Below are 24,899 nucleotides of genomic sequence, written 5' to 3'. Positions count from 1 at the left end.
TTCTCCTACGAGTTATGCAAAATCCCTCAATAAAATACGGCAACTCAGCCAAACAGCGCCAATAACTCGCTCACTTTGCTGCGTAGCAATATATTACTGCTGATAGTTCGTCTCGCGGTCACTTCATAGAGTGCAGCGCTGGCATACCATTCACGAGTCAATTCGGTATCGTGATTGGATATCAGCACCGGCACTTGCTGTTGCGACGATAACTGCTGCGCCAGCCTGGCCAGATTCTGCTGGTCGGCCATGCCGAAGCTATTGGTATGGTAAGCGGTAAAATTCGCTGTGACAGAAAGCGGAACATAAGGGGGATCGCAATAGACCACCGAACCGCTTTGCGCCTTCAACAGAGTTTGCTGGTAATGCTCACAAACAAACTGTGCATTCTGTGCTTTTTCAGAGAACCAATACAACTCGTCCTCAGGGAAATAAGGTTTTTTATAGCGCCCAAAAGGCACGTTAAACGACCCTTTGAGGTTATAACGACACAGGCCATTGTAACAATGGCGGTTCAGATATAAAAAAAGCAGCGAACGGCGATAACTATCAGTACAGGCATTAAACTCGGTCCTTAACTCATAGAAGCGTTCAGACTGATTGAACTCTGGCGTAAAAAGCTCTCGCGCATCGCGAATGAATTCTTCATTGCGCAACTTGACGATGTTGTACAGGTTGATCAAATCACTGTTGATATCGGCCAGGATATAGGCGTCATAATCGGTGTTCAAAAACACCGAACCCGCGCCGACAAAAGGCTCAATCAAACAATCTCCCGCCGGCAGATAACGTTTGATGTCATCTACCAGCGGATATTTGCCACCAGCCCATTTTAAAAAAGCGCGGTTTTTCTTCATGCCGTCAGTTAGCTACTTATACAATTCACAGCCGCGGATTGTACCCTGTTTTAGACAGCACATCGCGTACAGCGCAGATTCATTTTTTAAGGTCTTGCTGTACTTGGTGTACAGGCTTAACCCACGGTTTTTTTGCTTGAACATCGGCAGGCAAACTGGCGATGGCATTTTTTGCATCAGCAGAAGTAGCATAGTTACCGCTTACCAGCACAAACCAGGGTTTGCCGTCGCGCGTAGTCTGATAAACCTGATAATTTTTCAGGCCCTGCTCATGAGCATAGGTGTTCAAACCCGTCGCTTGCGATGCGCTACTGAGTTGCAGGGTAAAGTGACTACCCGGGGCAGATTTCAGAGCGGCAGCGCTGTTCGACTCGGCGGCAGGCTTGGTGGCCGCCGGTGCCGGAGTATGCGCCACAATCGGTGTTGAAGGAGCCAGATGCACGGCTTCTTTTTTGGCTTCTTTGACTGTCGGGACCGCCGGAACTGCCGTTTTATGTGTCGGAGCAACAATCTGCGCGACCGGTGCATGCACCACCTTGGCAGGTTCAGCACGGTGTTCTGGACGATGTTCCACAACAGCAGCTTTTTCTGGCGCACGATGAGTAGCGGCAGGACGCGCTGGACGTGGCGTCGCCGATGCTGATGCACGAGGTTTCAGGCTACCGTCTACGGTGGCCGGTGCCGTTGGCAACGAGGTCAGCGACTGACTCGCGGCGTTAACTTCCCCTTGCGCAACGGCGTTAACCTGACCTTGCTGCTGAGAAAGCGCATCGGTCATATCACCAGGTAAGTCGACACGCTCTTTCTGACCACTGTCCGCCTGAGGCTGAGCCTGAGTTGGCGTGGGGGAAATGGCAGGCAGACCAATACTTTTTGGCTGTTGTCCGGCAGTAGCGCTAGCATCAGGCTGCGCGGCTGTGCCTGGCATTGGCTGTGAAGCTGTCTGCGCGGGTGTCGTTTGAGCCGGAGTTACAGGGGTGGCAGGGGTCGCATCACCACCGGCACCGGAAAGATTGATATCTTTCGCTGCTTTCGATGGGGAGCCGGCACCTTGCTGAGAAGGCGCTTTCAGCGCTGAACCAATACCCAGGATCAGCAGCAATAACACAATAATACCCACGGCAATCATTAAATATTGACGGGATACCGCAAGCTTGGGTACCGAAGTAGACGGTTTACGCGAGCGCTGTGGGCGTCGATCGCTGGTATCTGGTTTAAGATCGTCTTCCGGTATTAAATCGTCCATCTAAAATCCTCCAACCCTTCGAATGGCCCGCCCGACGCGCAACTCCAATAAGGGCAGACTATTATCCTGGCTTGTTTAAAAATAACTTCTGCTGATGCCAAGTGACCGACAGACCGCTGCCTACGCAGGCTCTTCAGTCGCTGTGCCAATACCAACTCTCTGGCTGATGCCGTGCGCACTTAACGCGTGCGACAATCCTCAATCGAGGCCAGCACCATATCGTGCTCCACGCCAGAGCGAACCTCAGACTGACCTATAGCCGTAGGCAGCACTAAGCGCAGCGCACCCGCCAATACTTTTTTATCACGCATCATATGCGGTAAATAAGACGCAGCGGTCATTTCCTGCGGGCCGTCGATCGGCAAACCGGCACGCTTGAGCAGTGCCTTGACGCGGGCAATATCTTCCAGGCTGAACTGACCCAGGCGATGGGCGGTATAACACGCCATCACAATGCCAGCAGCCACGGCTTCGCCATGCAACCAGTTGCCATAACCCATTTCTGCCTCAATGGCATGACCATAGGTGTGACCCAGATTAAGCAACGCACGCATACCCTGCTCATGCTCATCGGCCGCCACCACTTCAGCCTTCAGCTCGCAACAACGACGGATGCAGTAAGCCAGAGCGCTCATATCAAGCGCCAATAAGGCATCCATATTATTTTCAAGCCAGACAAAGAAGTCGGCATCTAAAATTATGCCGTATTTGATCACTTCAGCAAGCCCTGAAGAGAGCTCGCGAGCGGGCAAGGTACGCAGGCAATTTAAATCGACCACCACCGAAGCGGGTTGATAAAACGCCCCGATCATGTTTTTGCCCAACGGGTGATTGACAGCGGTTTTGCCGCCAACGGAAGAGTCAACCTGAGAGAGCAGCGTGGTGGGCACCTGAACAAAGCGCACACCCCGTTGATAACTGGCCGCCGCAAAGCCGGTCAAATCGCCAATAACCCCGCCGCCGAGTGCAATCAGCGTAGTATCACGACCATGAGGTTTCTCCAGCAGTGCAGAGAAAACTTCATTAAGAACAGACAGGGATTTATATTGTTCGCCATCGGGCAGGATCACCTGATCGACACGAACGCCTGCCTGCTCCAGCACTGAACGAACCGCGTCCAGATAGAGAGGGGCCAATGTCTGGTTTGTTACCAGCATGACCTGATCACCCGCCTTTACAGGCATAAAAGAAGCCGGATCAGCAAACAATCCAGCGGCAATCGTAATGGGATAACTACGTTCCCCTAACGTTACAGTAATCCTCTCCATGTCGTGCTCTATGACCTTCTTGAACTTACACTCTCAGGCGGTGATGGAATACCAAACTCAGTTGCTTTCGATCATATTAATGATTTGATTAGCAACGACTTTGGCGCTTTGGTCATCGGTGCGGATAGTCACATCCGCTATCTCTTCATACAACGGGTTACGTTCCGCCGCCAGTGCTTCAAGCACTTCACGCGGTGGAGAGCTTACCTGCAATAAAGGACGTTTTTTATCGCGTTGTGTACGAGCCAGCTGTTTTTCAATTGTAGTTTCTAAATATACGACGACGCCGCGGGCTGACAAGCGATTACGAGTTTCCCGTGATTTCACGGACCCGCCTCCAGTTGCCAGAACGATGCCTTGTTTTTCGGTGAGCTCGTTGATCACTTTCTCTTCGCGGTCGCGGAATCCTTCTTCACCTTCCAAATCAAATACCCAGCCCACATCAGCTCCGGTACGTCGCTCAATTTCGTGATCGGAGTCGAAGAACTCCATATTGAGTTGTTGAGCTAACTGTCGACCAATAGTGCTTTTGCCGGCACCCATAGGCCCAACCAGAAAGATATTGCGTTTCTCTGCCATGTTTTTCGGTATTACTAAGACAATTCGTTGATGATAACCCGCCCCGCCAATCAAATCAGCGACGGGACCTAAACTGAAACCTCATGAGCGATAGTGCGAGATCAGATAAAAATTATCTCAACACTCCTGGTAGTTTGGCAACCGAATAAATCACATAGCGCGCCGCAGGAGGGAAACCATACGTTTTTATCGGCGCGATGGCATTAAATAAAACTCTCGGTGCTCAATTCGGTAACCCTTGTAAGCTAAATCGGCCGCAGCGTCAAACTCAGAAGCCGTTAGTGACACAAAAAGTTGCATAAGCTCAACGTAATTGCACCATTTCAGGCAAACAATCTGCCGAAAGCCATTTCAATCCCACAATGCGTCCACAGCGATCGCCTTACCGCCAGGCGGTAATGGGAGACTGCCTCGCTGCCATGATTCATACAAAGGGTATAGTGTAGATTATTAGCTGCTAATAAGGGTTGGCGTGATAAAAATAACCAGCTCGCGACGCTGACCCTGATTCGATTGCTGGGTAAACAAGCTGCCAAACAAGGGAAGATTACCTAAAATCGGCACCTTGTTTTCACTCTTTATACCATGTTGCTGGAATATGCCGCCTAATACCAGCGTTTCTCCGTCTTTTACCGTCACCTGCGTTTTGATTTCCTGCTTGTCAATCGACAGCGCTTCCCCTTCTGCCTGCTTGATTTTCCGCCCGGGCATATTCTGGCTGATTTGCAGTTGCAGAGTAATGGCACCGTCGGGCAGGATCTGCGGCGTCACTTCCATCCCCAATACCGCTTCTTTAAATTCAATGGATGTGCTGCCGCTGGCACCGCTGGAGACCTGATAAGGGATCTCGGTTCCCTGTTTGATACTGGCGGTTTGCAAATTGGCGGTCAGCAGACGCGGACTGGCAATGATCTCCACCCTATCCTGTTGTTCCAGCGCCGTCAGCTCTACATCCAGCATACGGCCGCCAATGCGTACCAGATTAAATCCGGCGGTAATCATCGGTTTTTCCACTGCCGCGCCTATTTCAACGCTACCTGCCAGCCCGTTTTTCTCCTGCGTCGTAGTAGCCCGGTTAAATCCCCAGCGCACCCCGAGTTCGCGCAGGCTATCGCGGTTGATGGTAACAATATGCGCAGCCAGCTGTACCTGCCGCACAGGCCGATCGACGTTTTCGAGCCAGGCGCGTACCTGGTCCAACTCCTGGCGGGCATCGCGGATCAACAGCGTATTCCCTGCCGGATCGGCACTCACTAGCGCCCGAGGGGAGAGCAGACTGCCTTTCTGCGTATTCAAAAAACTGGCGACTTCGCTGGCCTGGGCATGTCTGAGCACCAGTGTGCGACTGATTAACGGACGCGCCAGCCTATCCTGCTCTGCCTGGGCCATTTTTTGCTGGCGTTGCTGTAGCAGTTCGGACTCGGGGAAAACCATCAGCACCTTTCCCTGCTTCTGGCTGGTCAGTTGGCCCATCCGCAAAACAACCTCCAATGCCTGCTGCCAGGGCACAGCTTGCAAACGCAGGGTCAATCGTCCTTCCACGCCTTTACCGGTGACCAGATTTAACTGCTGGTGATCGGCCAGGGCCTGCAAAATCAGTGCAATCGGTGCATCAGAAAACGTCAGGCTGATGCTTTGCTGCAATGCCTTTTCTTTACCCGGTGGCGTTCGGGGGGAATTGGCCGCCGCCAGCGGGGCACTCAATAGGCTACCGATCATCAGGCACAGGGCCATCGCCCACCTTCGCCACCCAGCTTGCTGTTGTTGCTCCATAATGATTGTTCTCCGTGATCTTTTCCCTGTAGCAATGGCTTCACTGCGCCGCGAAGGAGAGAACCTGCTGGCGGGCACCGCACTGTGGGTCATCAAGGCTAAGATAAACCTGGTGTTCCGACACCTGATCCACCCGCCATGCTTCGCTGGCCAATAGCTCACCGGCCTGCGCTTTTAACCATTGGTCTTGAGCTGATAGCAACCAGGCGGTGTAGCGCCCGGGTCCACCCACAATACCTTTCAGCTGCATCTGCCCGCTGCGCGGCTGGCACACCGGGTTGCCATGCCGCTGAAAAGGATCGCGTTGCCCTGCCGTGGTCAGCGATAAATAAGCGGGCTCTGCCTCGGCTCGGATCGCCCGCCCCTGATAGCTGGCCAGTCGCAGGGTAACCTCCAGCGGTAACGGCTGTGTATCCACCGCCGCAGATTCGTCCCGGCGGCTAACCGTCAGTTGCTCAATGGCCAGCGGCACCGCGGAGGTCAGCAGCAACCCGGTAAGAAACGGCAACAGGCGGGCAAAAGGTATTTGCAGTCGGAAGGTTCCCTGCTGCCGTAAACCGCCGCGTTTCTCGCCTTTTTCGCCGCTGCGCTCATCGGGTTGCCAGTGCAATAAGCGACCACCGGAACTATCCAGCGACGCGATAACATATTGCGGCAAGGCAGTGCTCTCCGCCGGCGGCGTGGCAATGGCCGCAAGGGCCGTTTGCCACTCGCTGCGGGCGCGCTGGCGTAGTAATATCCTCTGTTGCCCGATAATCTCGGCTTCTTGCTGCTGCAATGTCTGTTCATGCGCCGACGTGGATTGCACAAGGGCAGCAATCCCCAGCAGATAACCACCTGCCAGCAACAGCAGTAGCAAGCCTGCGATGCCAAGTGCCAACTGCCAGCCGGGTCGCTGCAACAAACGCAAGATCAGAGGGTGATACACTTTGTCCATAGTTTCCCCCGCCTATCAGGCATCCTCTTGCCCGGACAACCTGGCGCTTAGCGAGAATTGCAGGTCGGCGCTGGCAAGCTGTTTAACTTCGCGCAATTGCACCGGTGAAACCGCGCCATCCTCTGGTAACGCCGCGCTCAATGCCAGAATGTCCTGATAAGAACTCCCGCGTCCCCCCAGCGACAATTCCGCGTTATGCAAACTTAGTCGTGTTGCCCACAGGCCGTCGGGCATCGTCTGTGCAACATTCGCCAGCAGTTGGACATAGTGCAGACTGCGCTGTAAACGCTGCCGGTTTTGCTGATTTAATTGCTCCGCCTGCTGATACGCCAACTTAAGCGTATTGACCTTTGCTACCTGCCCCTGCAGCGCTACCTGATAGGCGCTCAAGGTGGACAGCCGCCAGACCAGCCGTTGTTCATGCTGCTGCAATAGCCACCCCCACAGCAGTAGCAGCGCCGTCTCGCTGGCAACGCCGACAAACAGCCAGCGTCGCCAAAAACCGTAGCGCCGGTGGCACTGCCGTTGCCGCCAGGGCAAAAGATTAACGCGCAGCATCAGCAGTCTCCCGGGCGCACAGCCAGACCTGCGGCAACCGCAAAGACGCCGGTATCGGCCGGTAAAGGCGGCGACATCTGGCTAAAGGCGGCAAAGGGGGACCAGGGCTGCATACCATCAGGAAGCGGCTGACAGCAGATACCGCTGTAGTAGATGTCGGTATTGCATAGCTTATGGGCGCGGTAATCTTCGAAGATCCGCGGGTAAAGCCGGGCGGGATCGCCAGCTTCTTCGTTGTCCAGCACGCCAAACTCAAAGGGCAGTCCGTAGGGCGAGGCCCAGATCCAGCCGTCCAACAAACGATGTAGCAGCAATGACTCGGCGGGCAAACCCGCGGCATGGGCACTCGACTGCAGCGCACAGGGCATCAACTCCACCACCTCGGGGATCAAACCGGCCTGAGCGAGGCAATCCTGCCACTGGGTCAGTTCCTGCTGGCGGGCGGCGGTCACGATCAGTTGGCGATCGTCCCCCGGTGCTGCCCGATAGTCTATGGCCAGACATTCAACTGCCAGCGGCAGCTGCCTGGCTGCGCTGGCGCGGATAAAGGCGCTACGATGTGGTTCGCACAACCGGTTGTCCGGGGTGGGTAAACGCACCTGGATCATCCGCTGGGCAGGTAAACAGATCCGCAATGAAATTCTTACGGGCAAACAGGCTCGCCAACGTGATAAAATGGCGATTAGTTGCTCAGTCTCATGTAATATTCCCTGCCGCATGATCGTCTGCGGTAACGGCTGTTGCCACCAATGACGCAATTGCCACCCGCTGCGTCGCCGCTGTACTGCGATAGCTCGGGCATAACCGTTTTGAATATCCAGGCCTACTTGCCATGCAAGTTGTCGCATTGGTATCCGACCTCCGTGTCGTTAAAGAGTGTGTTCACAACTTGAAAAATGAAGAAATTATCTACGTCTTAGGCTTGCCTTTGTACTCTGCCTTCGACTACCGTACTGCGCGCGCGGCTGTTTATAAACTGCCCACATGTCATAAAATGGGAAATCTCAGGTGAAGTTCGTAAAGTATTTATTGATCCTTGCACTTTGTTGCATTCTGCTGGGCGCTGCCTCGATATATGGCCTGTACAAATATATTGAGCCACAGCTACCCGATGTCGCTACGTTAAAAGACGTACGCTTGCAGACACCGATGCAGGTTTATAGCGCCGACGGCGAACTCATCGCCCAGTACGGTGAAAAGCGTCGTATTCCACTTAAACTCGACCAGATCCCGCCGGAGCTGGTGCACGCGTTTATTGCTACGGAAGATAGCCGCTTTTATGAACATCACGGTATCGACCCGGTTGGTATCTTCCGTGCTGCTTCTGTTGCCATGATGTCAGGCCGCGCCACTCAGGGTGCCAGTACCATTACCCAACAGTTGGCCAGAAACTTTTTCCTCAGTCCGGAACGGACGCTGACGCGCAAAATCAAAGAAGCCTTCCTGGCTATCCGCATTGAACAGATGATGACCAAGGACGAGATCCTTGAGCTTTACCTGAATAAAATCTATCTGGGTTATCGCGCTTATGGCGTGGGTGCCGCGGCACAGACCTATTTTGGTAAAAATGTCGATCAACTGACGCTACAGGAAATGGCAGTGATCGCCGGTTTGCCTAAAGCGCCATCGACCTTTAACCCGCTCTTCTCTCACGATCGCGCCCTCTCCCGCCGTAATGTGGTGCTGTCGCGTATGCTCGATGAAAAATACATTACGCAAGGGCAATATGATGCCGCCCGTGATGCACCGCTGGTCTCCAACTACCATGCACCGGAAATCGCCTTCTCGGCACCTTATCTGACCGAAATGGTGCGCCAGGAAATGGTGAAACGTTACGGCGACAATGCCTACAACGACGGCTATATGGTTTACACCACGGTGAGCCGCAAAACCCAGTTGGCCGCGCAGGAAGCATTGCGTAACAACGTTATGGCCTACGATATGCGTCATGGCTATCGCGGCCCGTCGAACCAGCTGTGGAAAGTGGGCGAAACGCCGTGGGATGAGAAAAAAATCATCAATTCGCTGAAAACGCTACCGGTGTATGGCCCCCTGGTCCCGGCCGTCGTCACGCAAATTGATGAAGCTCAGGCCACCGCCACCCTGTCCAACGGCAGCAGTATCAGCATGCCATTTAGCGGCATGCGCTGGGCTCGTCCGTTCCGTTCCGATATCAGCCAGGGTCCTAATCCCAGAAAGGTCGGCGATGCTGTACAGCCTGGCCAACAGATTTGGGTACGCAAAGTGGGCGAAGAGTGGTGGCTGGCCCAGGTGCCAGACGTCAACTCGGCGATTGTTTCGCTAAATCCACTCACCGGCGCGGTTGAAGCCCTGGTTGGCGGTTTTGACTTTAACCAGAGTAAATTTAACCGGGCAACGCAAGCGCTGCGCCAGGTCGGTTCCAATATCAAACCTTTCCTGTACACCGCGGCAATGGACAAAGGTCTGACGCTGGCGACCATTTTCAACGATGTACCCATTACCCGTTGGGATGCCGGTGCCGGTACCGAATGGCGCCCGAAAAACTCACCGCCAACCTATGATGGTCCGATTCGTCTGCGTCAGGGGTTAGGTCAGTCTAAAAACGTGGTCATGGTTCGCGCCATGCGTGCCATGGGCGTTGATTACGCGGCAGACTATTTGCAGCGTTTTGGCTTCCCGCCTGAAAACATTGTGCATTCGGAATCACTGGCGTTAGGTTCAGCGTCCTTTACCCCAATGCAAATGGCGCGTGGTTACGCAACATTGACCAACGGCGGTTACCTGATTGACCCTTACTTCATTACCAAAATTGTCGATCAGTCCGGTCAGACGCAGTTCGAAGCCAAACCGCGAATTGCCTGTGCCAGCTGCGATATTCCGGTGATTTACGGCAACTCGCAGAAGACGGCGGTACTCTCCGATGACAATGTCGAGAACGTCGCGGTCTCCAATGAGGCCAATAACAATGCCGTGCCAATGCCGCAGCTAGAACAGGTGCCGCCGGGACAAGTGCCAAACGACAAGGATCAGCAGTACGCTCCGCATGTGATCAGCACCCCGCTGTCATTCCTGATCCACGATGCCCTCAACAGCAACATCTTTGGTGAACCGGGTTGGATGGGGACCGCCTGGCGGGCAGGGAAAGATCTAAAACGTCATGATATTGGCGGCAAGACCGGGACCACAAACAGCTCGAAAGATGCCTGGTTCTCGGGTTACGGGCCGGGCGTTGTCACTTCGGTGTATATCGGCTTTGACGATCATCGTCGCGATTTGGGTCGCACTACCGCCTCGGGCGCGATTGCCGACCAAATCTCGGGTTACGAAGGCGGTGCCAAAAGCGCGCAACCGGCCTGGGACGATTACATGAAAGCGGTACTGGAAGGCGTACCGGAGCAAATGCTTAGCCCGCCGCCGGGCATTGTCACTGTCACTATCGACAAGCGTACCGGCAAATTGGCTGACGGCACGGCCGACAGTCGCGCGGAGTACTTTATCGATGGCACTCAACCGACCGAACATGCGGTGCATGAAGTCGGGACGACTATTATAGATAACGGCGAGTCAAAAGAGCTGTTCTAGCGCCAGACGGGCCATATAAAAGCCGGGCTGAAGAGATTTCAGCCCGGCTTTTTTTATCGTTCGACAAGACGCAGGTAGCTGTGGCCTAACGTTTCTGGCGCATAAGAAATTCGTGGGCCAGGAAAAGTGCGCTCACGTTTCTTGCTTCACAAAAATCAGGATGCTGTAACAGCTCCATCATGCGGGCAATTGGCCAGCGCGTTTGCGGCAAAGGCTCCGGCTCGTCACCTTCCAGACTTTGCGGATACAGGCTCTGGGCAATAACAATATTCATTCGGCTGGAAAAGTAAGAGGGGGCCATGGTCAGTTTGCGTAGAAAATCAAAATTCGCCGCACCATAGCCAACTTCTTCCATCAATTCACGATTAGCCGCTTCGAGTACTGTCTCGCCAGGATCGATTAATCCTTTCGGAAAACCAAGCTCATAGCTTTCGATCCCTACCGCATATTCGTGGATTAGCAGCAGATCGTCGCCGATCACCGGCACAATCATCACCGCCTCACGTTCCGATGGCCGCATCCGTTCATAGATGCGTTCTGCACCATTGCTAAACGTCAGATCCACAGACTCGATAGTAAACAAACGGGAGCGGGCTACAGTTTCAACTTTCAGGATTTTAGGTTTTTGCAGGTGCTTATCCATATCGTCCCCAATTATATTTATCCCCTTTATACCCAGAATGATGTCAAATTGCAGGTGCATCTGCTGCAAGGTCACATACGGCAGGTATGATGCATTGTGCGTTAATGCTGGCCCTGACCGCAATCGTTGAACGTCGATCTTTACGCAACAGCGGGTTGCCACTGGTCTCGGTATACATCGGGCACGCCGGGATCAGGCCGTAACAGGCAATAACAAATTCAAGAGAGATTAAAAATAGGATTATACCGATACCCACTGAGGGGTGAAGATTGTTATGATTCAAAATGGCTCGGTATAGCGAAGATGTGCAGATATTATGTTGATTAGCATAACAAAAATTTAAAACAACAGCACAGACAGGCTTTGGGAAATAATAGTTTTTGATTTTCGGAATTTTATTATGTTTAAACTTTTCAATCAGATGACTCATATCGTCTGGGTCTGAACGGGGATCGGATGAGTATAGTCGTCGAGACGCTGATTTTACTGGGTGCAGTTGTCATTATCGCGGGCATTGGCCTGAGGTTTGCGCTGCGCCAGCGACGGTTAGCTGCTTCCAATATGAATTTTTCCAAGCCTAGCCAACGTAAGCTCAGCCAGCAGGAGCGCGACGCGGTAGAGAAATATCTGCGCCAGAGCGATCCACTGAGTCAGCCGCCGCTGGCCCAGCGCAGTAATTTAATGGTGCAACGCGATAAACTGGCGCTGACGGCTAAAAGTGAACAGGTGTTCTGCGCAACACGAGCGATTACCCGCTACGGCGTGGCCAGCGATGACCCTAATAAATGGCGCTATTTTCTTGAAACCACGGAGATCCATCTGCCGTTGTTTTGGGAACAATATATCGCGCAAGAAAATCATGTCGAACTGATCAGAACACAAACCATCCCCCTGGTTATCTCCCTTAATGGTCACACTCTGGTTGATCATGTCTACGATCGCTCTGCCGTCTCTTCTGCCGTGATCAGCGCCCCGCCCCAGAATGCCTCTATCCGCCCGGAAGAGAACGATCATATTTCGCTGCTCAGCATCCGCAAGGAAACCAAAGAAGAGCGCCAACTGACACGCTCCAATGGCATTCGCGAATATTCGGCACTGTCAGTGGTGATGCTGCTGGCGTTGATTATGCTGGTTGGCCCGGCCATCCTCTTGCCGTGGATATTGGCAGTCACCTTATTGCTGCTGGCCTGGCTGGGCTGGCGGTTACTGGCCGAAAAACTGGGGCGCAATCGCAAAGAGATCCACTGCCTGCATGGCATGCCCAAACGCTGGGGCCTGTTTGGCGAATCCAAACAGGGTGATATCAGTAATATCTCACTCGGCGCCGTCGATCTGGTCTATCCGCCGCACTGGCAACCCTTTATTGCTCGCGAGCTGGGGCAAAAAACCGATATTGATGTCTATCTCAATAGTCAGGTGGTTCGCCAGGGACACTACCTTTCTCTGCACGATGAGGTGAAAAACTTCCCGGTGCAGCATTGGGGAAAAAACCTGGTGCTCACCGCCAGCTCCCTGCTGCTGCTGTTGATTATGCTGATTTATGTGCCACTGAGTCTGCCGCTAAAACTGAGTATGGCCTGGCTGCAGGGGGCACAAAGCACCCAGGTCAGCAGCGTCGCCGCGTTGGAGAAAACGCCGCTGCGGGTGGGGGATACCCTGAAAGTGCATGGCACCGGCATGTGTTACGTGCCTCCGCGCTTAAGCGCGGCCTCTCCGTCGGCGTTTATGCCCTTTGATTGCTCGGCCATTTACTGGAACGAGGCGGCACCGCTGCCGATGCCGGAATCGGATACCATCGAAGCGGCAAACAGCCTGTTGGCCACCGTGCATACGCAGTTACATCCGGGTAACGTCAACGCCGAGCAAAATGTCAATCCGCAGCTGGCAACAGCCATTGAGAAGTCCGGCATGATTTTGCTCGATGATTTCTCCGATATCGTATTGAAAACCGATGCACTGTGTAGCAACAGCGAAGACTGTGTCCGCCTGAAAAATGCCCTGGTCAATCTGGGTAATGCCGATAACTGGGGGATCCTGGTCAAACGTGCGCGTTCAGGGACGCTGAAAGGCATGAACGTGCTGCTACGTCCGGTAAGCGCGGAATCATTAAGTGAATTGGTCAATAGCGCCGCTACCGCCTTCTTCTCTCATGAAACTATCCGCGCCGCCGAGGCGCTAAACAGCCCGCCACCGGGTGGTTTTCTGATCAATAACGATGAAGGCAAGCAGTTAGTCTCGCAGGCGCAACCGCCGGTTTCTCTGTTTGCCTACAATCCTCTTGAGCAATGGAAGCAGTTGCAAAATCTGTCGTCAATGTTGTTGCACACCCCGTTCTCGGCGCAGGGAGTGATCACCAATATCAGCATTGATGCCAACGGTACCCGCCATATCTCTTTGCACAGTGAACCAGATATCTCCACGCTGTGGCGCTATCTGGGCACCACCATTCTGCTGATGGTGGTGATCATCACCCTGCTGGTGAATGGCCTGCTATTGATTAAGCGCTATCTTGCCGATCAGCAACGTCTTAAAAAAATCCAGGCTTACTATAACAACTGTTTTCATTCAGGCTTTACTGCCCAGGCCTCTGCCATACATGGCTAGGGCCGGGTAGCAATCTATGCTTTCCCCTCGCTGTTGTGCTGGCGGCCCCCCGCCACCGGCGACAGAATATGTTAATCTATAATCTTTACCCTTGGCTGTGTCCCACGATACGCCGTTGAAAATGGGATAAGCCGCCATGACCCCAGATATCGACTGGAAAAATATTGATACCATCCTGTTGGATATGGACGGCACTCTGCTGGATTTGGCGTTTGACAGTGGTTTTTGGCTACAGCAGGTACCCCAGGCATTAAGCGAAAAACGGCAAATCCCCCTTGCCGAGGCCAGACAATTAATTCATCGCGAATATCTGGCAGTGCGTCATACCATGAACTGGTATTGCTTTGATTACTGGTGTGAAAGGCTGGATCTGGATATTTATCAGATGACCACCGACATCGGCAACACTGCGCGTCTGCGCGACGATACTACGCCGTTTTTGCAGCAATTACGCCACAGTGGCCGCCGCACGATTTTGCTGACCAATGCCCATCCGCACAGCCTGTCGGTAAAAGTTAAGCACACCGGTTTAGACCAGCACCTTGATTTATTACTTTCCACCCATACATTTGGTTATCCGAAAGAAGATCAGCGTCTGTGGGCGGCGGTACAGCAGCAGACCGGGTTTGATCCGGCACGGACGCTATTTGTTGATGATGGTGAAGCGATCCTCGATGCGGCAAAAACCTACGGGATCCGCTACTGTCTGGGCATAGAAAACCCGGATTCCACCATGGCAAGCCAATCATTTCAGGGACATCCTTCAATCAGCGACTACCGCAGCCTGTTACCAGTTGGGTAACCCGCACGGCGTCAGCGGATAGCGTCTCTGTTCGCGACAGGAGGAACGATGAAAGGAAAAACGCAGCAACAGGACGAAACCGGGATTCGTCTCGATAAATGGCTATGGGCCGCCCGTTTTTATAAAACTCGCGCCATGGCACGAGAGATGATCGAAGGCGGTAAAGTCCACTACAACGGCCAGCGCGGCAAGCCCAGCAAACTGGTGGAGCCGAATGCTGAAATAAAACTGCGTCAGGGCAATGACGAAAGGACCATCGTGATCCTGGCGATCACCGATCAGCGGCGCAGCGCAGAACAGGCACAGACGCTTTATCAGGAAACGGATGCCAGTGTGGCTAACCGGGAAAAAATCTCCCAGGCCCGCAAGATGAACGCCTTGACCATGCCACACCCCGATCGACGGCCGGATAAAAAAGAACGGCGCAGTCTGATAAAATTTAAATATGGCGAGTCGGACTAACCGGCCGTTTCAGCGAGAGAAGATTATGTCTAACCATGACCAGTTACACCGTTATCTGTTTAACCATCACGCCGTGCGTGGCGAACTGGTATCGCTTAGCGAAACCTATCAGCAAATCGTTGCTGGCCATGATTATCCGGCTGAAGTCCGCAATCTGCTGGGTGAAATGTTAGTGGCAACCAGCCTGCTGACGGCGACGCTGAAATTTGACGGTGATATCACTGTGCAACTGCAGGGCGATGGTCCGCTGAAACTGGCGGTGATCAACGGTAATAACCTGCAGGAAATGCGCGGCGTGGCCCGTTTGCAGGGCGAAATTGCCCCTGACAGCAGCCTGAAACAGATGATTGGCAGCGGCTATATGGTGATCACCATTTCACCTACCGAAGGCGAACGCTATCAGGGCGTGGTTGGGCTGGAAGGAGAAACGCTGGCCGAGTGTCTGGAAGATTACTTTATGCGTTCCGAACAGTTGCCAACGCGCATATTTATCCGTACCGGCGAATCGCAAGGCAAACCGGCGGCGGGCGGTATGCTATTACAGGTGCTGCCAGCCCAGGAAACCGATGGTGAAGAGTTTAGCCATCTGACACAGCTGACCACTACCATCAAGGCGGAAGAGCTGTTTACCCTGCCGGCCAATGAAGTGCTGTATCGCTTGTATCATCAGGAAGAGGTGACGCTGTATGAACCTCAGGACGTCAGCTTTAAATGCACCTGTTCACGTCAACGTTGTGCCGATGCGTTACTGACCTTACCAGATGCAGAAGTGACCGAAATGCTGGAAGAAGACGGCAAAATCGACATGCATTGTGATTACTGTGGCAGTGATTACAGCTTTGATGCCATGGATATGGCGGCGATCCGCTCCGGTGCCAGCGAAGGCAACGACAGCGTACATTAATCCTGTTGCTGCCAATAAATAAAAAACCCGCAGATTTGCGGGTTTTTTGCGTTTGATGACCAAGTCGTCTTGATGATCGAGATACCCGGGCATAGCACACCTAGGGGCGCTCCGGCGGGCAAGCCCGCTACGACCCCAACGGTGCACTCTCCCTAATAACGGACTTTGTCAGCCGTCTGAAAAAAACCGCAGATTTGCGGTTTTTTTGCGTAAGAAAGCCACCATCTGTCAACTGGCTGCGGCAATATTGTCTTTGCCGCAGCAGTCTTTAACTTAAAACGAACTCCAGTTGCCTTCTGACAATGCCGGGGTCTTAGCCGCCGGTGGCAGAGCTTTTCCGCTCCTCAGTGGCTTAGAAACCAGGGCGGCATTTGGCGCACGTACTCTAAAGGTACCAACCAGATTGCTTAGCGTCATTGCCTGTTCTTGCAGTGATTGTGCGGCGGCAGACGCCTCCTCAACCAACGCGGCGTTCTGCTGAGTCACACTGTCCATCTGACCAACGGCCAAGTGCACCTGATCAATACCCTGGCTCTGTTCGCTGGTGGCCGCGGCGATTTCACCGACGATATCGGCAACCTGGCGGATCGAGCTCTGTACCTTCACCATATTGCCACCAACATCCGCAGCCTGTGCAGCACCGTTTTCCACCAGTTGTGCTGAAGTGGAAATCAGATCTTTAATTTCCTTGGCAGCCGTAGAGGAGCGTTGTGCCAGACTGCGCACTTCGCTGGCCACCACCGCAAATCCGCGACCTTGTTCACCGGCACGGGCTGCTTCTACTGCGGCATTCAGTGCCAGGATATTGGTCTGGAAAGCAATACCTTCAATCAGGCCGGTGATCTCGGTAATTTTGTTGGAGCTGGCTTTGATATCGTCCATGGTTTTCACCATCGCAGAGACGGAGCCACCACTGAGTTCTGCCATTTCGTTGGCATTACCGGCCAGGGTACTGGCTTGTCTGGCGTTTTCGGCGTTCTGTTTCACGGTATCGCTCAGGGTCGCCATACTGGCTGAGGTCTGTTCCAGCGATGCCGCCTGTTCTTCGGTACGCGCTGACAAGTCTTCGTTGCCCGCCGCAATCTGGGTAGACGCCGAGCTGACTGAGTTCGCGGAATCCGTTACCGCACTCAGCGCACTGGCTACCTTGGCCATCAAGGTATTAAACGCCAACGAGGTTTTGCCAATTTCATCGTGACGGGCATCATCAGCCTTAAGAGTCAAATCTAATGTTTCACTGACGTTAACCATCACTTTTTGAATATTGTTCAGACTACCGCGCACACCCAGAATGGTTTTACCCACCAGGCCACCAACCAGAATAATCACAACTACCGAAGATCCCAGCAGTCCCCAAAATACGCGGGTATAGGTCACGCCATTTTCTGCGCGAAAACCGTTGCCAATATCAATATTGAGCTGGGTCTGCGCCTGTAAGCTTTTCGCCAATTTATGCATGGCAGCGCCGATCCCCTGGTCGCCCTGCAGCATTGCCATAGTGACCGCATCCTGATGTTCGCGGGAAGCTGCTAAAAATGGCGGAATAAGGCTTTCAATAGAGGCAATAATATTTAAATGATTCTGAGTTAGTGCTTTATCTTCATCATTGGAAATATCATTAGCCATATAATCAGCGGTTAATGCTTTCAGCTTGCTCAGCTGATCGCCAATATTTTTTTCTATTGCCTGTTGCTGACCGCTATCCGTCTGGCTGCGATACTCATACAGCGCCAGGTTAAGATTCTTGCTGGCATTACCACTATTACTCAGATTGATTATACTCGGGATGGTATTTTCCTGAACATATTCAAACCGTGTCTGAAACCCAGTGATTACTTTAAGTGAAATACCAACCAGCACGCAGAGTACTACGGCCAGCAAGGTAAAAATAAAAAACAGCCTTTTCGTTATTGTCATGGTGATACCTCGGTAGCGTGCTAAGTTGCATGCAAATAAACGGTCGACAGTCGCTGATGCTCGCTACGGGAAGCGGGCGGCGGGCTGTAGACGGTGTTGTCAGTCAGGGGGTCCTCCAGTAGTGTTATCGAAGGAAAAGCGAGGAAACTTTAATTTAACTTTTTAACTTTGTGAGCAATGAGAGGTTTTAACAGACTTAAAACATCGTTCTGATCAATTCTTTATTGATAAATTCATGATAAATCTATACAAAATAATTCAAAATATTTCTACTGCCTGGCCAATTATTTTTTCACTATTGTCGACATACACCTTGTGCTACGCCTCGCAAATTTGCCAAAAATTCGCGGGCAATCTCGATAATTTGCTGACTCTGGTATTAAAGCGCCCATCTTCTTTCTACACTATCCGCAGGCTGACTTATAAATAAGGAGCAGGGATATGTCTATTACACCTATTTTGGCAGCTAGTCTTAGCCGATACGGGATCTCGCAGGCCAATGATATTATTTATAATCCAAGTTATGAATTGCTGTTTCAGGAAGAACAGGATCCCCAGCTGCAAGGTTTTGAACGAGGTCAACTTACCGAGTTAGGGGCAATAAACGTTGATACCGGCATTTTTACCGGCCGCTCGCCAAAAGATAAATATATCGTCCGCGATGACACCACCCGTAATACCATTTGGTGGTCAGATGAGGGCACAGGGAAAAACGACAATCACCCGATGAGTCAGCAAACCTGGCAGGCGCTGAAAACGCTGGTCGCGGAACAACTGTCAGGAAAACGCCTGTTTGTCGTCGATGCCTTTTGTGGTGCCAACGCTAACTCCCGGCTGAAGGTGCGCTTTATCACCGAGGTCGCCTGGCAGGCCCATTTTGTCAAAAATATGTTTATCCGCCCCTCTGAACAAGAGCTGGTCGATTTCATTCCCGACTTTGTGGTGATGAACGGTGCCAAATGCACCAATCCGCATTGGCAGCAGCAAGGACTGAATTCCGAAAACTTTGTCGCTTTTAACCTGAGCGAGGGCATGCAGCTGATCGGCGGCACCTGGTACGGCGGAGAAATGAAAAAGGGCCTGTTTTCAGTCATGAACTACCTGCTGCCGCTGAAAGGTATCGCCTCGATGCACTGTTCGGCCAACGTCGGCGAACAAGGCGATGTCGCGGTGTTCTTTGGTTTGTCGGGAACCGGTAAAACCACCCTGTCCACCGATCCCAAACGTCAGTTGATTGGCGATGATGAACACGGCTGGGACAGTGAGGGGGTATTTAACTTTGAAGGCGGCTGCTACGCCAAAACCATCAAACTGAGTCGCGACGCTGAACCGGATATTTTTGCCGCCATCAAGCGTGATGCCTTGCTGGAAAACGTGGTAGTCAATGCCCAGGGCGTGATTGACTTCGACGACGGCTCAAAAACGGAAAACACTCGCGTTTCCTACCCCATCTACCATATTCACAATATCGTCAAGCCGGTGTCGAAAGCGGGCCATGCCACCAAAGTGATCTTTTTGACCGCGGATGCCTTTGGCGTACTGCCGCCGGTCTCCTGTCTGACCCACGAGCAGACCCAGTATCACTTTCTTTCCGGCTTTACTGCAAAACTGGCCGGTACCGAACGCGGCATTGTCGTGCCGACGCCGACCTTCTCCGCCTGTTTTGGTGCCGCCTTTCTGACGCTCCACCCTACGCAATATGCCGAGGTGCTGGTCAAGCGCATGCAGGATGCAGGCGCGGAAGCCTATCTGGTCAACACCGGCTGGAACGGCAGCGGCAAGCGTATCTCCATTAAAAATACCCGGGCAATTATCGATGCCATCCTCAGCGGTGAAATAGACCATCAATCCACCTTTCAACTGCCGATTTTCGATCTGGCAGTGCCATTGACGCTGTCTGGCGTCGATACGGAGATCCTCGACCCGCGCCAGACGTACGCCACTGACGAAGAATGGCAAAGCAAAGCAGAAGATCTGGCAACGCGGTTTATCGACAACTTTGCACAATATACCGATAACCCGGCCGGTGCAGCGCTGGTCAACGCCGGGCCAAAACGCTAAGCACGCCCCCTCGGCTGCGTAACGGCAGCAGAGGGGGTATCAGGCAGGACGGTGAGGTTACTTCTCTGGCGTGACTGGCGCTACGCTAGCAACATCTTTAATTAAATGCGGCAGGTAGGCGCGAAAACGCAGGCCGCCGCGTGGACTCTTGCCGATATCCAGCGTGCCGCCATGGGCATCGATAATTCGCTGGACAATCGCCAGACCAAGGCCGGTACCACTGGTGCTGCGGGCGCTATCGCCGCGTACAAAAGGCTGAAACAGATGGGCTAACTGATCCGGGGCAATACCGGGTCCGTCGTCTTCAACCTGGAACCAGCAGCGATAGAGTTCACGACCGCTACTCACTTTGATCCAGCCGTTGCCGTAGCGCGCGGCATTCACCACCATATTCACCACCGCGCGTTTAATCGACAGCGGATGAACATTGGCCAGCACTTCGCCTTCCACCAGATCGGTCTCAATTTCGCGCTCATAGCCACTTTCGGTGGCCACTACTTCGGCGAGAATGGCATTAAGATCGCTGACTTCGGTCTGCATCTCCTGCCCGGTGCGCAGATAATCGATAAACTGCTCGATAATCGCATTGCACTCTTCAATATCTTTATTGATCGACTCGGCAAGATAGCCGTCTTCGTTATTCATCATTTCGGTAGCAAGACGAATACGAGTCAGCGGCGTGCGCAAATCGTGGCTAACGCCAGCCATCAACAGGGTGCGGTCATCGGCCAACTGCTTGACCCCGGAAGCCATCTGATTAAACGCCCGGGTCACCGAACGCACCTCAGAAGCGCCGTATTCACGTAATGGTGGCGGGATAATGCCTTTACCCACCTGCAAGGCAGCGTGCTCCAGCTCAACCAGCGGACGGTTCTGAATGCGGATAAACAGCCAGGCACCGCCAATCGCCAGCAACATAATGGCCAGGGTATAGCGGAACAGCGGGGAGAAATCGCCCTGATGAATTTCGGTCAAGGGAACGCGTACCCAGATGTCCGGGGACAGCCAGGTTTTTAACCATACTACCGGGGTATTTTTATTGACCTCGACGCGGACATCGGTAGGGCCACCAAGCTGCTGAGCCATCTGCTGACTCAGAAACTCATAGTGTTGTGCCCAGCGTAAACCACTCTCTTCGGCAGCAGAGTTGGTATACAGCGAGATACCCAGCTCGCGGTATATTTCACGGCGAAACGCCGGAGGCACTTCCAGCAGTGTGCCATCCTCAAGTTGCAGCTTGTCGGTCATCAGCATACGGACTTCGTAAGCGAGGACTTTATTGAACTGCTGCAGACTTGGCAGGATCGCGAAATTCAGCACGACCAGATAGGTAGTCACCAGGCTGACAAACAGCAAGGTGACAATCAACAGCAACGTTCGGGCAAAGGAGCTACGCGGTGAAAAGCGTATTCGCCTCATGCCTTACTGCCGTCCGGTACAAATACGTAGCCCAGGCCCCAAACGGTCTGGATATAGCGTGGATGCGCCGGATCTTCTTCTACCATGCGGCGAAGACGAGAAATCTGTACGTCGATAGAACGCTCCATGGCGCTGTATTCACGGCCACGCGCCAGGTTCATCAGTTTGTCGCGGGACAAAGGCTCGCGCGGATGGCTGACCAGGGCTTTTAACACCGCAAATTCACCGCTGGTTAACGGCATAGGTTCGTCTTCGCGGAACATTTCGCGGGTGCCGAGATTCAGTTTGAATTTGCCAAAGGAGATCACCGCTTCTTCTTGTGACGGTGCGCCCGGCAGTTCGTTGGCCTGACGACGCAGTACCGCACGAATGCGGGCCAGCAGTTCACGCGGGTTGAACGGCTTGGGAATATAGTCATCCGCACCGATTTCCAAACCGACAATGCGATCGACTTCTTCACCCTTGGCGGTGACCATAATGATCGGCATCGGGTTGCTTTGACTGCGCAGGCGGCGGCAAATCGACAGGCCGTCTTCCCCTGGCAACATCAGGTCAAGAACCATCAAATGGAAGGATTCACGAGTTAATAAACGATCCATTTGTTCAGCATTAGCGACACTACGTACCTGGAAACCCTGCTCGGTCAGATAGCGTTCTAAAAGTGCGCGCAAACGCATATCATCATCAACCACCAGAATCTTGTGATTCTCTTGCATTTTATTACTCCCAAAGGTACTCATACCCGAATGCGGGTATTGTTAAAAAAGCGGGCGAGAACCGACAGCTTTTAATGGTATATATTCTAGTCGAAATTGTAACAATGCTTATGCTTTTCCTAATTTATCAACAATATCAGAGGAGTCTCTCGCTACCTACTTTTGCTTTGTTACGCAATGTCGCAGGGAAAAATTCCGATTCCATCCCCTTAACCGCTAATTCACAATCTCAATACTGATTAAACGACTATCTGCCCGACCGCGATCGTCGACGGCACGGATGCGATATTGCCCGTTATTGATCGGCCGCCAGTCGATAACGGCTTTGCTGGCGGAGCTGCCGAGGTAGATATCATCGACAAACCAGTACAGAGTTTTACTGTCGGCATCGGTCACCGCGTTAAATGAAATCCGATCTTGCCCCTGCTGTGATTGCCGCAGGGTATAGGTGGTATTTTTGGTTGGCGAGGTAATGCGCGGCGGATTACCGCCGACGTCCACCAGTCCCTCCTTGCAATGATTCACCGGTGGTTTACGCTTGGGTAAACCGGCCTGGGCAAAGACGTTCGCCAGGTCCGATGGCCAGAACTCAAACACTTCAATGCGGGTTTCATCTGGCTTATAAGGCGGGCAAGCCACTTCACCGGTCACTTTATCCAGCCGCACCGGACGATAAACCGTATCGACCTTGATTGGCGACTTACCGGGAATAAACCAGGTTTTGCCGGTCTGCTGGCACCAGGGCGTTGGCAAGTTGCCGCTGGCAAGGCAGATCTCCACCCGTTTTAGCTGTTTGGGTAACGGATATTTCGGCTCCTGCAGGTCGGGGTAGCTGGCACCCATGCTGTCGATAATATTGAAAAACAGCGGCGCGGCGGCGTCTGCGCCAACAAACACGTTATTACCCTTGCTGTCGAAGTTGCCTTCCCACACCACCAGCACATAGGGACCAAAAATACCGACGCTCCAGGCATCACGAAATCCCCATGAGGTGCCCGTTTTCCAGTATACCGGTAATGAAGACGGCGCCTGAGCCAGGGTATCCCCGGGACGACGGTGCTGACGCAGCATATCCAGGGTCATAAAACTGGCTTCTTCACTAAGCAACCTTACCGGCGTCGGGCGCGGATCCTGCTGCTGCATGCGCAAGGGTTGCAGAACGCCGCGATTGGCCAGCAAAGCATACAGCCTGGCCAGCTCCTGCATGGTCACTTCGCCCCCGCCCAGCACCAGTGACAGGCCGTAGTGGTTCTCGCTGGACATATTGGCAATGCCAGCCAGCCGCAGAAACTGGTAAAAGGTCGGCTGCCGCAGTTGAGAGGCTACATAGACGGCGGGAATATTGCGGCTAAAGTTCAGAGCATTGGTCGCCGTTACTGGTCCGAGAAAACGACGGTCAAAATTCTCCGGTGCGTAGGCACCAAAGGCCGAAGGCACATCCTTGAGAATGGTCATTGGGTGCAGCACCCCCTGCTCCATACCCAAGGCGTAAATAAACGGCTTGAGCGCCGAGCCCGGCGAACGTTTGGCGTTGGTGCCGTTCACCTGCCCCTGAATATCGTGGTTATAATAATCAGCCGACCCCACCAGCGCCCGCACCCCCATATCACGGCTATCCACCAGCAGCACGGCGGCGTTGTGAATACCGCGACTTTGGTTGCGAGCGATAAAGGCATTGACCTGTCGCGCCACCAGCCGCTGTAAATTGGCATCCAGCGTGGTGTCAATACGGGTATCGGTGCGGATAATCTGCTGGTTCTGCTGACGCAGTTGCTCAACAAAATGCGGCGCAATATAGGGCATCAGCTCCGGCTGGCGCAGTGCCAGCGGCAGTTTGAATAGCGCTATCTGACTGCTGTCAGTGGCGTATTTTCGCTGCCAGGACTGGAACAGCCGATTTCGCGCCTGAGTCAGCGCTGTACCCACCACTCCGGTTTTGGCATTAATGCGCAAACTGGGCGACTGCGGCAAAACTGCCAGCGTCAGCGCTTCCGGCAGCGTCAAATCTTGCGGTGCCTTATTAAAATAGATCAGACTGGCCGCGCCAATGCTCTCGATATTGCGGCCATAGGGCGCGTAGTTCAGATAGGCTTCGAGAATGTCATGTTTGGAATAACTCAGCTCCAACTGCACCGCACGCAGCACCTGTATCACCTTGCCCGAGGGGGTGCGGGTATTCAGATGCCAGTGCATGCGCGCCAGTTGCATGCTGATGGTCGAACCGCCCTGCATCTTCCCCCCTGCCACATAACTGCGCCAAAAACCGCGCAGCAGGCTAAAGGGGTTAAAACCGGGATTAATATAAAACCAGCGATCCTCATGCAGCAACAGTCCGCGCACCGCCAATGGCGACACCTGCGCCAACGGTGTCCATAGCCGATAGCGATCGTCGTTGGCCAGGCTGATGCGCATCAGCGTGCCCTGGCGGTCATAATAGACAGAGGAGAACGGTTGCCCCTGCGAAAGCGGCGGATGCGGCCACAGGCGGCAGGTCAGCACGACCAGCGCCAGTAAAAACACCGCCATGGCGATATTTTGCAGCAGCCGCTTCGCTACCCTGGAAAATGCGGAAAAGGTGATCATCTGGCT

Annotated in this window: 20 protein-coding genes; 6 read left to right on the top strand and 14 right to left on the bottom strand. The window is 53.3% G+C overall.

All coding sequences use genetic code 11. The features are described 5' to 3' along the window. Positions 1-44: 44 nt before the first annotated feature. From dam to pilM, 8 genes are all read right to left on the bottom strand, one after another. Positions 45-857, bottom strand: a complete 813-nt coding sequence (gene dam, locus GW590_RS16560; RefSeq protein ID WP_169404168.1) for an adenine-specific DNA-methyltransferase — start codon at positions 855-857, stop codon at positions 45-47. A gap of 79 nt (positions 858-936) precedes the next feature. Beyond that, the gene (locus GW590_RS16555; protein ID WP_169404167.1) at positions 937-2,103 is read right to left on the bottom strand and encodes an SPOR domain-containing protein; all 1,167 of its coding nucleotides are present in this window, start codon (positions 2,101-2,103) and stop codon (positions 937-939) included. Between the two features lie 179 nt (positions 2,104-2,282). Beyond that, positions 2,283-3,371, bottom strand: coding sequence for a 3-dehydroquinate synthase (gene aroB / locus GW590_RS16550; RefSeq protein WP_169404166.1), 1,089 nt, complete (start codon positions 3,369-3,371; stop codon positions 2,283-2,285). Positions 3,372-3,428: 57 nt separating this feature from the next. Continuing rightward, positions 3,429-3,950, bottom strand: a complete 522-nt coding sequence (gene aroK / locus GW590_RS16545; protein WP_055776120.1) for a shikimate kinase AroK — start codon at positions 3,948-3,950, stop codon at positions 3,429-3,431. A gap of 450 nt (positions 3,951-4,400) precedes the next feature. Next, positions 4,401-5,684 carry a DNA uptake porin HofQ gene (gene hofQ / locus GW590_RS16540; protein ID WP_235955966.1) on the bottom strand — a complete coding sequence of 428 codons (1,284 nt, stop codon included), beginning with the start codon at positions 5,682-5,684 and terminating at the stop codon, positions 4,401-4,403. A gap of 79 nt (positions 5,685-5,763) precedes the next feature. Then, complete coding sequence (locus tag GW590_RS16535; RefSeq protein ID WP_169404164.1) at positions 5,764-6,660, bottom strand: hypothetical protein; 897 nt, start codon at positions 6,658-6,660, stop codon at positions 5,764-5,766. A 15-nt stretch (positions 6,661-6,675) separates the two neighbouring features. After that, positions 6,676-7,218 (bottom strand): PilN domain-containing protein, encoded by a 543-nt coding sequence (locus tag GW590_RS16530; RefSeq protein ID WP_169404162.1) that lies wholly within the window; start codon positions 7,216-7,218, stop codon positions 6,676-6,678. Then, positions 7,218-8,066, bottom strand: a complete 849-nt coding sequence (gene pilM, locus GW590_RS16525; RefSeq protein WP_169404161.1) for a pilus assembly protein PilM — start codon at positions 8,064-8,066, stop codon at positions 7,218-7,220. The genes GW590_RS16530 and pilM overlap by 1 nt, the downstream gene beginning before the upstream one ends. Positions 8,067-8,226: 160 nt before the next feature. On the opposite strand from pilM, the gene mrcA reads away from it, so the two are divergent. Further along, complete coding sequence (gene mrcA, locus GW590_RS16520; protein WP_169404159.1) at positions 8,227-10,782, top strand: peptidoglycan glycosyltransferase/peptidoglycan DD-transpeptidase MrcA; 2,556 nt, start codon at positions 8,227-8,229, stop codon at positions 10,780-10,782. An 85-nt stretch (positions 10,783-10,867) separates the two neighbouring features. Here mrcA and nudE read toward each other — a convergent pair whose 3' ends face one another. Together nudE and GW590_RS16510 are read right to left on the bottom strand one after the other, a co-directional pair. Beyond that, positions 10,868-11,425: an ADP compounds hydrolase NudE gene (nudE, locus tag GW590_RS16515; RefSeq protein WP_169404158.1), complete on the bottom strand. Its 558-nt coding sequence runs from the start codon at positions 11,423-11,425 to the stop codon at positions 10,868-10,870. Between the two features lie 43 nt (positions 11,426-11,468). Beyond that, a complete protein-coding gene (locus GW590_RS16510) occupies positions 11,469-11,855 on the bottom strand; it encodes a hypothetical protein (protein WP_169404156.1) in 387 nt (128 codons plus the stop codon). A 26-nt stretch (positions 11,856-11,881) separates the two neighbouring features. Here GW590_RS16510 and GW590_RS16505 point away from each other — a divergent pair, with 26 nt between their 5' ends. From GW590_RS16505 to hslO, 4 genes are all read left to right on the top strand, one after another. Next, entirely contained in the window at positions 11,882-14,029 is a 2,148-nt protein-coding gene (locus tag GW590_RS16505; RefSeq protein ID WP_169404155.1) for an IgaA/UmoB family intracellular growth attenuator, read from the top strand. A gap of 136 nt (positions 14,030-14,165) precedes the next feature. Beyond that, positions 14,166-14,831: a GMP/IMP nucleotidase gene (gene yrfG / locus GW590_RS16500; RefSeq protein ID WP_169404153.1), complete on the top strand. Its 666-nt coding sequence runs from the start codon at positions 14,166-14,168 to the stop codon at positions 14,829-14,831. A 48-nt stretch (positions 14,832-14,879) separates the two neighbouring features. Then, on the top strand, positions 14,880-15,293 hold the full coding sequence (gene hslR / locus GW590_RS16495) for a ribosome-associated heat shock protein Hsp15 (RefSeq protein WP_169404152.1): 414 nt from the start codon (positions 14,880-14,882) through the stop codon (positions 15,291-15,293). A 25-nt stretch (positions 15,294-15,318) separates the two neighbouring features. Beyond that, positions 15,319-16,197 (top strand): Hsp33 family molecular chaperone HslO, encoded by an 879-nt coding sequence (gene hslO, locus GW590_RS16490; protein WP_169404151.1) that lies wholly within the window; start codon positions 15,319-15,321, stop codon positions 16,195-16,197. A gap of 273 nt (positions 16,198-16,470) precedes the next feature. Here the strand turns inward: hslO and GW590_RS16485 are convergent, their stop codons facing one another. Further along, positions 16,471-18,114: a methyl-accepting chemotaxis protein gene (locus tag GW590_RS16485; protein WP_169404149.1), complete on the bottom strand. Its 1,644-nt coding sequence runs from the start codon at positions 18,112-18,114 to the stop codon at positions 16,471-16,473. 441 nt (positions 18,115-18,555) lie between these two features. Here GW590_RS16485 and pckA point away from each other — a divergent pair, with 441 nt between their 5' ends. Next, complete coding sequence (gene pckA, locus GW590_RS16480) at positions 18,556-20,175, top strand: phosphoenolpyruvate carboxykinase (ATP) (RefSeq protein ID WP_169404148.1); 1,620 nt, start codon at positions 18,556-18,558, stop codon at positions 20,173-20,175. Between the two features lie 57 nt (positions 20,176-20,232). Here pckA and envZ read toward each other — a convergent pair whose 3' ends face one another. The 3 genes from envZ to pbpC form a co-directional block, all read right to left on the bottom strand. Next, positions 20,233-21,594, bottom strand: coding sequence for a two-component system sensor histidine kinase EnvZ (gene envZ / locus GW590_RS16475; protein ID WP_169404147.1), 1,362 nt, complete (start codon positions 21,592-21,594; stop codon positions 20,233-20,235). Further along, positions 21,591-22,310 carry an osmolarity response regulator transcription factor OmpR gene (gene ompR, locus GW590_RS16470; protein ID WP_009635740.1) on the bottom strand — a complete coding sequence of 240 codons (720 nt, stop codon included), beginning with the start codon at positions 22,308-22,310 and terminating at the stop codon, positions 21,591-21,593. Before ompR ends, envZ begins: the two co-directional genes overlap by 4 nt. A 216-nt stretch (positions 22,311-22,526) precedes the next feature. Beyond that, entirely contained in the window at positions 22,527-24,893 is a 2,367-nt protein-coding gene (pbpC, locus tag GW590_RS16465; RefSeq protein ID WP_169404144.1) for a penicillin-binding protein 1C, read from the bottom strand. Positions 24,894-24,899: the final 6 nt, after the last annotated feature.

Origin of the sequence: Rouxiella aceris (assembly GCF_012933545.1) — a bacterium.
GTDB lineage: Bacteria > Pseudomonadota > Gammaproteobacteria > Enterobacterales > Enterobacteriaceae > Rouxiella > Rouxiella aceris.
Note: the sequence above shows the minus strand (reverse complement) of the source record. Positions and strands in the feature narration are given on the sequence as shown.

Bases quoted from the DNA above. Each gene is read 5' to 3' on its own strand.
- dam (WP_169404168.1), bottom strand. From the start codon at position 857: ATGAAGAAAAACCGCGCTTTTTTAAAATGGGCTGGTGGCAAATATCCG.
- GW590_RS16555 (WP_169404167.1), bottom strand. From the start codon at position 2,103: ATGGACGATTTAATACCGGAAGACGATCTTAAACCAGATACCAGCGAT.
- aroB (WP_169404166.1), bottom strand. From the start codon at position 3,371: ATGGAGAGGATTACTGTAACGTTAGGGGAACGTAGTTATCCCATTACG.
- aroK (WP_055776120.1), bottom strand. From the start codon at position 3,950: ATGGCAGAGAAACGCAATATCTTTCTGGTTGGGCCTATGGGTGCCGGC.
- hofQ (WP_235955966.1), bottom strand. From the start codon at position 5,684: ATGGCCCTGTGCCTGATGATCGGTAGCCTATTGAGTGCCCCGCTGGCG.
- GW590_RS16535 (WP_169404164.1), bottom strand. From the start codon at position 6,660: ATGGACAAAGTGTATCACCCTCTGATCTTGCGTTTGTTGCAGCGACCC.
- GW590_RS16530 (WP_169404162.1), bottom strand. From the start codon at position 7,218: ATGCTGCGCGTTAATCTTTTGCCCTGGCGGCAACGGCAGTGCCACCGG.
- pilM (WP_169404161.1), bottom strand. From the start codon at position 8,066: ATGCGACAACTTGCATGGCAAGTAGGCCTGGATATTCAAAACGGTTAT.
- nudE (WP_169404158.1), bottom strand. From the start codon at position 11,425: ATGGATAAGCACCTGCAAAAACCTAAAATCCTGAAAGTTGAAACTGTA.
- GW590_RS16510 (WP_169404156.1), bottom strand. From the start codon at position 11,855: ATGAGTCATCTGATTGAAAAGTTTAAACATAATAAAATTCCGAAAATC.
- GW590_RS16505 (WP_169404155.1), top strand. From the start codon at position 11,882: ATGAGTATAGTCGTCGAGACGCTGATTTTACTGGGTGCAGTTGTCATT.
- yrfG (WP_169404153.1), top strand. From the start codon at position 14,166: ATGACCCCAGATATCGACTGGAAAAATATTGATACCATCCTGTTGGAT.
- hslR (WP_169404152.1), top strand. From the start codon at position 14,880: ATGAAAGGAAAAACGCAGCAACAGGACGAAACCGGGATTCGTCTCGAT.
- hslO (WP_169404151.1), top strand. From the start codon at position 15,319: ATGTCTAACCATGACCAGTTACACCGTTATCTGTTTAACCATCACGCC.
- GW590_RS16485 (WP_169404149.1), bottom strand. From the start codon at position 18,114: ATGACAATAACGAAAAGGCTGTTTTTTATTTTTACCTTGCTGGCCGTA.
- pckA (WP_169404148.1), top strand. From the start codon at position 18,556: ATGTCTATTACACCTATTTTGGCAGCTAGTCTTAGCCGATACGGGATC.
- envZ (WP_169404147.1), bottom strand. From the start codon at position 21,594: ATGAGGCGAATACGCTTTTCACCGCGTAGCTCCTTTGCCCGAACGTTG.
- ompR (WP_009635740.1), bottom strand. From the start codon at position 22,310: ATGCAAGAGAATCACAAGATTCTGGTGGTTGATGATGATATGCGTTTG.
- pbpC (WP_169404144.1), bottom strand. From the start codon at position 24,893: ATGATCACCTTTTCCGCATTTTCCAGGGTAGCGAAGCGGCTGCTGCAA.